Genomic DNA, 1,421 nt, shown 5'->3' on the forward strand with positions numbered 1-1,421 from the left:
GTTCCTCCGCTGAATGTTACGGTTACTGAACCATCAGTTCCTCCGTTACATTTCACATCAGAATGTCCATCTGTTGCTACCAAAATAGTTGGTTGAGTGATCGTAACAGATCCTTTCAACACACAATTGTTGGCATCTTTTACCGCCCATAGATACGTTCCAGCAGTTAATCCGCTGAAGACATTAGAGGCTTGGTAAGTCGTGCCATCATTGGCTGAATACATCAAAGTTCCTGTTCCTCCTGTAGCGGTAATCGTGATTGAACCATCGGTTCCACCATTACATTTAGGACTTACAAGTACCGCTGATACAGCGATTGCAGTTGGTTGAGTGATCGTAACTGATCCTTTCAATACACAATTGTTGGCATCTTTTACCGCCCATAGATACGTTCCAGCAGTTAATCCGCTGAAGACATTAGAGGCTTGGTAAGTTGATCCATCATTGGCTGAATACATCAGTGTTCCTGTTCCGCCTGTAGCCGTAATCGTGATTGAACCATCGGTTCCTCCATTACATTTAGGACTTACAAGTACAGCTGATACAGCGATTGCGGTTGGTTGAGTGATCGTAACGGATCCTTTCAACACACAATTGTTGGCATCTTTCACCGCCCATAAATACGTTCCAGCAGTTAATCCGCTGAAGACATTAGAGGCTTGGTAAGTTGATCCATCATTGGCTGAATACATCAAAGTTCCTGTTCCGCCTGTAGCAGTAATCGTGATTGAACCATCGGTTCCTCCATTACATTTAGGACTTACAAGTACAGCTGATACAGCGATTGCAGTTGGTTGAGTGATCGTAACGGATCCTTTCAACACACAATTGTTGGCATCTTTTACCGCCCATAAATACGTTCCAGCAGTTAATCCGCTGAAGACATTAGAGGCTTGGTAAGTTGATCCATCATTGGCTGAATACATCAGTGTTCCTGTTCCGCCTGTAGCAGTAATCGTGATTGAACCATCGGTTCCACCATTACATTTAGGACTTACAAGTACCGCTGATACAGCGATTGCGGTTGGTTGAGTGATCGTAACGGATCCTTTCAACACACAATTGTTGGCATCTTTTACCGCCCATAAATACGTTCCAGCAGTTAATCCGCTGAAGACATTAGAGGCTTGGTAAGTTGATCCATCATTGGCTGAATACATCAGTGTTCCTGTTCCTCCTGAAGCGGTAATCGTGATTGAACCATCGGTTCCACCATTACATTTAGGACTTACAAGTACTGCTGATACAGCGATTGCGGTTGGTTGAGTGATCGTAACAGATCCTTTCAACACACAATTGTTGGCATCTTTTACCGCCCATAGATAGGTTCCAGCAGTTAATCCGCTGAAGATATTAGAGGCTTGGTAAGTTGATCCATCATTGGCTGAATACATCAGTGTTCCTGTTCCGCCTGTAGCGGT

1 protein-coding gene is annotated in these 1,421 nt (G+C 44.1%); it reads right to left on the bottom strand.

The features are described 5' to 3' along the window. Positions 1-1,421 (bottom strand): SprB repeat-containing protein (locus tag IWX84_RS15305; RefSeq protein WP_196851624.1); only part of this gene is annotated, 1,421 nt, incomplete at both ends.

Origin of the sequence: Flavobacterium sp. CG_9.10, assembly GCF_015752245.1 — a bacterium.
Taxonomy (GTDB): Bacteria; Bacteroidota; Bacteroidia; order Flavobacteriales; family Flavobacteriaceae; genus Flavobacterium.